Origin of the sequence: Streptomyces hokutonensis, assembly GCF_000376565.1 — a bacterium.
Classification (GTDB): Bacteria; Actinomycetota; Actinomycetes; order Streptomycetales; family Streptomycetaceae; genus Streptomyces; species Streptomyces hokutonensis.
Genome location: NZ_BARG01000151.1, coordinates 1 through 6,119, shown reverse-complemented (window position 1 = coordinate 6,119; position 6,119 = coordinate 1). Strand labels below are relative to the sequence as shown.

The following is a 6,119-nucleotide window of genomic DNA, read 5'->3' as shown; positions in this document are numbered from 1 at the left end:
TGCCGTCAGGCGCGCCTGATGCTGCTCATGCCATAACGGCCCTATCTCGGCGATCAGTTCAGCGATTACAACCGGCGACAGCCCGGTGATCCGGTACTCCGCCACAATCAACTCGCGCGCCCCAGCCCCCATCATGCACGGCTCAACGAGCCACCCGAGCACCGAGCCACGGCCAACCGTGCACGAGGTCGTAAAGCGCGTTGCAGAAGGCCGTGATCTGGGCATTTCCCTCGTATGCGTGGGGTGTTGAGGACTGAGCCGCTGTGGGTGGAGACGTTCACGGGGCTGCGGATGACGCAGTTCGAGCGGTTGCTGAAGGTGGTGCGGGAGCGGGGTGGCGATGGGCCGCGGATCGGACGGCCGTGGTGTCTGCCGCTTGCCGACCGGGTGTTGGTGGTAGCGGTCTACTACCGCACGAACCTCACCATGCGGCAGCTCGCGCCGCTGTTCGGGGTCTCGCCGGCGACGGTGTGCAGGGTCATCCAGCGGCTGGGCCCCCTCCTCGCGATCGCGCCGGTCTCGCGTCCGGCCGATGCCACGGACCGGTTGTGGATCGTCGACGGCACGCTGGTCCCGGTCCGCGACCGCACGGTCGGCGCCTCCAGCCGCAACTACCGGTTCTCCGCGAACGTGCAGGTCATCATCGACGCCAACACCCGCCTGGTCGTTGCCACCGCCCGTCCCGCCCCGGGCAACAAGGCCGACGCCCAGGTCTGGCGCGGCTCCGGCCTGCCACAGCAGTGTCAGGGTGTCACCGTGCTCGGCGACGGCGCCTACATCAACACCGGCCTGGTCGTCCCACACCGCAAACGACCCGGCCGGTCTCTGCTGGCGGGCGAGGAAGCCGACAACAAGGAGCATCGCCGGGTCCGCGCGCGGGTCGAGCACGCGATCGGCCGTCTGAAGCAGTACAAGATCCTTCGTGACTGCCGACAGCACGGCGACAGCCTCCACCACGCCGTCCAGGCCGTCGCCCACATGCACAACCTCGCCCTGACCGCGTGATCAACACAGCCGCAGACGGGCCCTGACCTGCAATCTCACGGCCTTCTGCAACGCGCTTTAAAGCCAATGCCGTTGCTTTACTGGGCTGTTTGTCTCGGTGGGCGGAGGGTGACGGCGTTGTCGGGTGTTCTGGTGGGCTGGTGCCAGGTGTGGTGTTCGGCCCGTTTGAGCAGGTAGTTGGACATCTTGCGCTTGACGACACGGGGCTGGCTGCGGAGCCGTCGTGGTGGCAGGAGTGTGGTCAGCAGGTCGTCGCGGAGCCGGATCAGTGCCGTGATCAGGTGCTCAGGGGGAAAAGATGCCGGGTGCGGCGGTGACGCTGCGGCGGGCCGCGCGCAGGGTGTCGGTGAACGAAAGCCGTTCCGGGTCGATGCCGTGGACGGCAGCGGTTCTGGACATCAGGGACCGCAGGGCGTGGTGGACCAGCAGATGGGCCCAGATCTGCTGGCGCACGCCGTCGGGGGTCTTGCTGGCCAGGACGGTGCGGGGGCCGCGCTGGTGGGTCTTGATCTCGTCGAAGACCGACTCGATCTCCCACCGCCGGGCATACAGCGCCGCGAGTTCGGCCGCAGGGAAGCGTTCCGAATCGAGGAGGTCGGTGACCAGGCGGTAGTGCGTGTCCTGTGTGCCTGCTGCGCCGCCGGATAGTTGGTAGGCGAGCACCCGCACGCGCACCGGATCGCGCTTCTTGCCGTCCGTGCCTGCGTGCAGGCGGCTGAGCCAGGAGCCGTCGGGAAGAAGTTCCTGCACGGGTAGGACCCGATTGGCCGACACCCGCCACAACAGGTGGGCACCGGTGGCGGTGAACGCTCTCCACAACGGCACTCCCAGGAACTCCCGGTCGGCCATCACCAGCATGTCCGGCCCGGTGGAGCGGACCAGGCGGGCGGCGAGGGTGAGTTCACCGGTCCGGCAGCCGGCCAGTTCCGCGTCCAGCACGGCATGGGTGCCGCACTCGACCAGAGCGGCCATCCGCACCTGCGGGAACGCGGATCTGTCCCGGCCGCGGGTGTTGCCGGGACGGCCGAACTCCTGGTCGTTCGCGGCAGTGTCGGCGGCATCCCAGCAGGTGCCGTCCACCGCCGTCAGCCGCAGCCCCCGCCAGAACGCGCCCGGTGTCTCCTCACCGGCCAGCGGACGGACGGTGGCCGCGAACAGGACCCGCAAAGGCTCGGAGCCCAGCCGGTCACGGGCTCTGAACAGGGAGGACTTCGCCGGGATCCGCCAGCTGCCCCACAGCCCGCCCACGCGCAGCCCGTCGGTCAGGTGCCGCAGGACTTCCAGATACGGAGCCGGCGAGAACAGGGCCAGACCGAGGACGAAGTACACCACCACCCGGGCGGGAAGCAGCCGTCTGCGCTGCTCGGTCCGGCCGCACGCAGCGACCACCCGATCCACCAGACCCGGCGGATACACCCAGGTCAACAATCCAAGACCGGATAACTCCGGGACACTCTCCGCCACCGGCACCACCCCCCGACGCCCTGCCAGCAGACTACGCCGCCAACTAAAGCAACGGCATTGGCTTTAAAGCGCGTTGCAGAAGGCCGTGGAAAGGCAGCAGCTGGCGTTGTGCCTGCACTGTCACACCCCCGGCGAGCGTGCGCGCACCACGGTGCAAGCCGCCCTCCCCGCAGGCGGGGCGGTGTCCGGAGACGCCGACGGCTTTGTCCGGTACCTCGACGACGACTTCATCCACGTGCGCACCGGGCACAACGGCCCCGTACACCTCCTCGTACCGGTGACCGGGCATCCTTTTGGCCCCCTCGTGGTCACCGCGAGCCGAGACGACGCCACGGTGCGGCTCTCCGCGCGTGGCACGCATGAGCCCGTCCGTGTCCTTCTCAACGACGGGGAGGTCCCGGTTTCCCTGGCCGTCCACCGCGTCGGCCGCCAGTGGATCGTCGCCGTCGCCACCGCCGAGGGCCGCCTGCACCGCGTCGACCTGGACAGCGGGCGGCCTATCGGACTGCCCTTGCGTATAGACCGCAGCCCGGGCCTGCGCGTTGCGACGTTCGACCTCGGTACGTTGCCGTGCGTCTCCGTACAGGGCGACCTGTACGGGCTCCAGCTCTACGACCTCGTCACCGGCGACCAGGTCGGCGGCCAGAGGCGGTACCACGAGGCCGCAGCCGTCTGCACCGTGGACGGCACGGTGTGCGTGGGCGGCAGCGACGGCATCGTACGGATCTGGCCCACACCGCACGCTGCCGACTCCATCCAGGTAGCCGGCCACCAAGGGGCCCGGGTGCTCGCCGTTGGGCCAGTGCGTGGGCCGGGCGCCCGCCGAGCCTTGATCAGCGTGGGTGAGGACCACGAAATACGCTGCTGGGACGTCAGGGACGGCCGTGAACTGTGGCGGCGCGGCATCCCCCGTCCCATCCCCTGGCAGGTGCCGCTGCTGTCCTGCGCCGCGGTCGGGCCTCTCAGCCCAGACCGCGACGTGGTGGTGACCGGTGAGCACGCCGGACGTGTCCGGGTACTCGTGCTGCACGGCGGAGTCCCTATCCAGGAACAGGAGTTCACGGTCCCCGGCATCGTCACGGCGGTGACGACAGGTCGGCTCCTGGACCGCGACGTGGTCGTCGTTGGCACCGACACCGGCCGGGTCATCTGCTGGGATATGACGCACGGTCGGATGTACGCGCAGAGCCCCCAGCTCGCGACCCTGGCCTGGTCAACAGCCCTGGCCCTCTCCCCGGACGGCCGAGGACGGCTGATCGTCGGCACCGACGACGGCCACGTGCAGGAGTGGTCGCTGCCCTCGTGCCGCCCGGTGGGGGAACTCCGCGCCGTACACCGGGGTGCCGTGCAGGTGCTTCGGTTCCTCGGTGGCCAACCCTTCAGCGGTGGCAACGACCACCGGATCGTCGCCGTGGACGGCACCTGGGAGCGCCGGCTACCGCAGGACGTGGCCTCCTTGGCCGACGACGCCGACAGCCTTCTGTGCGGCACCGGCACCGGGCGGGTGTGGCGGCTGACCCGGACGGGCGAGGACTGGGAGATCACCGAGGCCCTCGACACGGTTGCGTCGATCTCGGCCGTCGCCCTGCTGCCGAACGGCTCCGCCGGGTTGGGCGAGGCGGTCGCGGACGTCGTCGTCGGGACCACGGACGGGCTCGTCCAGGTGCGGGCGGGGGCTGACGGGGCACTGCGGCACCGGCTGCGGTCTCTGTCGGACGGGCCGGTCGCCGCGCTAGTCGCCGTGGGATGGCCGGCGCCGGGGCGGCGGCCCCGTCCGTTGCTGCTGGCCCGGAGCGGGACCGGTGTTCTGGAGTATTGGGATCTGAGGGAACGGCCGGGACCGCGGGAGACCGGCAAGCCGCTGCGCTCCCCTGTGCCGCACTGCGGGCGCGAGGACGGTCCCGTCTGGCTACGGGCCCTGCCCGAACCGGAGCCGGGCGCCGGCCAGTCGGTGTACTCGCTCGCGGTCTGGGACAACCACGACCGCTCGCATCTCGCGGTACACGATGTGGCGCGCGGCCCACTCTTCGACCGGCCCTGCTTCGACTACGGACCCGAGCCGGCCTTCGGTGACGCGGCGGTCCTCCAGTACTCGGGCCGCACCCTGTTCACGGTACCGACGGTGGACCATGGCCTGTTCCTGCTCGACCGGTCAACAGGCTGCCGGGTGCGGCTACCCGTGGACGGAGTACGGGAGGTGACCGCCGTGCCTGTCGGCCGCGGGGACGAACTCCTGGTCGTGGGCGCCTCCGAGACCCGAGTAGTGCCGTTCGCCCCGCTGATCCTCGCCCTGGACCGACAGCATGGGCAAGGCAGAACGCGCGCCCGGGCCAATGCGAGGGCGCCCATGGTCGACCCGCCCCCAACCCATCAGCACCCCACCGCGTTGCCCGACATCCGGTTCGCGACCGTCCTACCCCACACAGGGCTCTACGCAGTGGCCGCAGGGCGCCGCGCCGCCATCGTCGGCGTCGATGACGGTGCGGTGCACACCGTCATCAACTTGCCCTCCGTCTGCACAGCCCTGGAGGCGGGGCCAGCAGGGGAGTTGGCCGTGGGCACCCGCAATGGCGTGATCCTCTTCGACTGATACCCCGCCTTCCGCCCGCCGCGCAGTGATCCGCTCCAGCGGGTTGTCCACGCATCCAACTCCGAATGCCAGCAGGTGCAACTGCAAGCAACCCGCACGAGACAAGATCGTCAGACAGCAGTGCCCTGGCCCTCGATTGAGATAATCGGGGAAGCCCAGACCAGGCAGGCGGAACGGGACATTCCGAATGAGACCCTACAACCATTGTAGGGTCTCAAATTCTGTGGCCAAATCTCTTTCAATCTTGGCCACTCGTGGCCGCCGCGTGAGACATGCAGGTCAGCGGCTATCCTGTCGCACTCAAGCTGGCGGATCTCACTCGATCTCATCCGCAGAGGCAGATTCTCACCGGACCGTGCTCCGAGCGACGTTTGCTTCGATCAGGCAGTTACTCGCCCCCGTGCCGTGCTTCCGTCTGGCGGTAGCGGCTGTTCCGCCCGATGGTGGCTGGATGGGAAAGCGGGAGACAGCAGAAGAGGCGGTCCGCCGACTGGGGCGGGAGTGCTTCGGGTTCCTGACGGAAGCGGGATTCGCCGGCCCCCACGACGTCGATGGCGGTTTCGCCTATGCCGGTCACGGTCTGCGGATCACCATCTACCACTACCGCTGGAAGAACGAATCCGGAGTGGTCGCGAACGTCGACGTCCTGAGGGGCATTACTTCCGAGGTCCACGCCGGCGTCGATCAGCTCTACGCAGAGTGCGGCCTCGGGGCTGTCAATCATCTGCCCGGTACCGCCCGCAGCGCCCGGCTGACCGAGCTCCGCGTCCGAACCTTCGCCGCCGCCCTGGGAACTCTGCTGCCGTTCCTCCTGGCCCCCAATCGCACTGCGCTCATCCGCCGGGCGTCGACCCGCCCATGACACCCCCGGGACACCAGCGCGACTGCTCGCCACGAGGGTTTCTGTGAGTGCCAGAAGGTTTGAGAACGTCACCAGCCGGCATGCTCAAACCTTCTGGCACTCACGCGGGTCAACGTCGCCTCGGCTGCCATCTACGTTTGCAGCGGGACAGCGCAGGTCGGAGTGTCCCGTCTCCCTGAGCCTGGAGGAGTCTCACTG

General features: G+C 69.1%; 4 protein-coding genes. 3 read left to right on the top strand and 1 reads right to left on the bottom strand.

All coding sequences use genetic code 11. From position 1 onward, the window contains the following. Positions 1-234: 234 nt before the first annotated feature. Positions 235-1,005 carry an IS5/IS1182 family transposase gene (locus SSP08S_RS54340; RefSeq protein WP_026179642.1) on the top strand — a complete coding sequence of 257 codons (771 nt, stop codon included), beginning with the start codon at positions 235-237 and terminating at the stop codon, positions 1,003-1,005. Positions 1,006-1,290: 285 nt separating this feature from the next. Here SSP08S_RS54340 and SSP08S_RS54335 read toward each other — a convergent pair whose 3' ends face one another. Further along, a complete protein-coding gene (locus tag SSP08S_RS54335) occupies positions 1,291-2,499 on the bottom strand; it encodes an IS4 family transposase (RefSeq protein WP_051106230.1) in 1,209 nt (402 codons plus the stop codon). A 55-nt stretch (positions 2,500-2,554) separates the two neighbouring features. Here SSP08S_RS54335 and SSP08S_RS54330 point away from each other — a divergent pair, with 55 nt between their 5' ends. After that, complete coding sequence (locus tag SSP08S_RS54330; protein WP_158697371.1) at positions 2,555-5,059, top strand: WD40 repeat domain-containing protein; 2,505 nt, start codon at positions 2,555-2,557, stop codon at positions 5,057-5,059. A gap of 451 nt (positions 5,060-5,510) precedes the next feature. Then, positions 5,511-5,921 (top strand): hypothetical protein, encoded by a 411-nt coding sequence (locus SSP08S_RS54325; RefSeq protein ID WP_019076015.1) that lies wholly within the window; start codon positions 5,511-5,513, stop codon positions 5,919-5,921. Positions 5,922-6,119 lie beyond the last annotated feature (198 nt).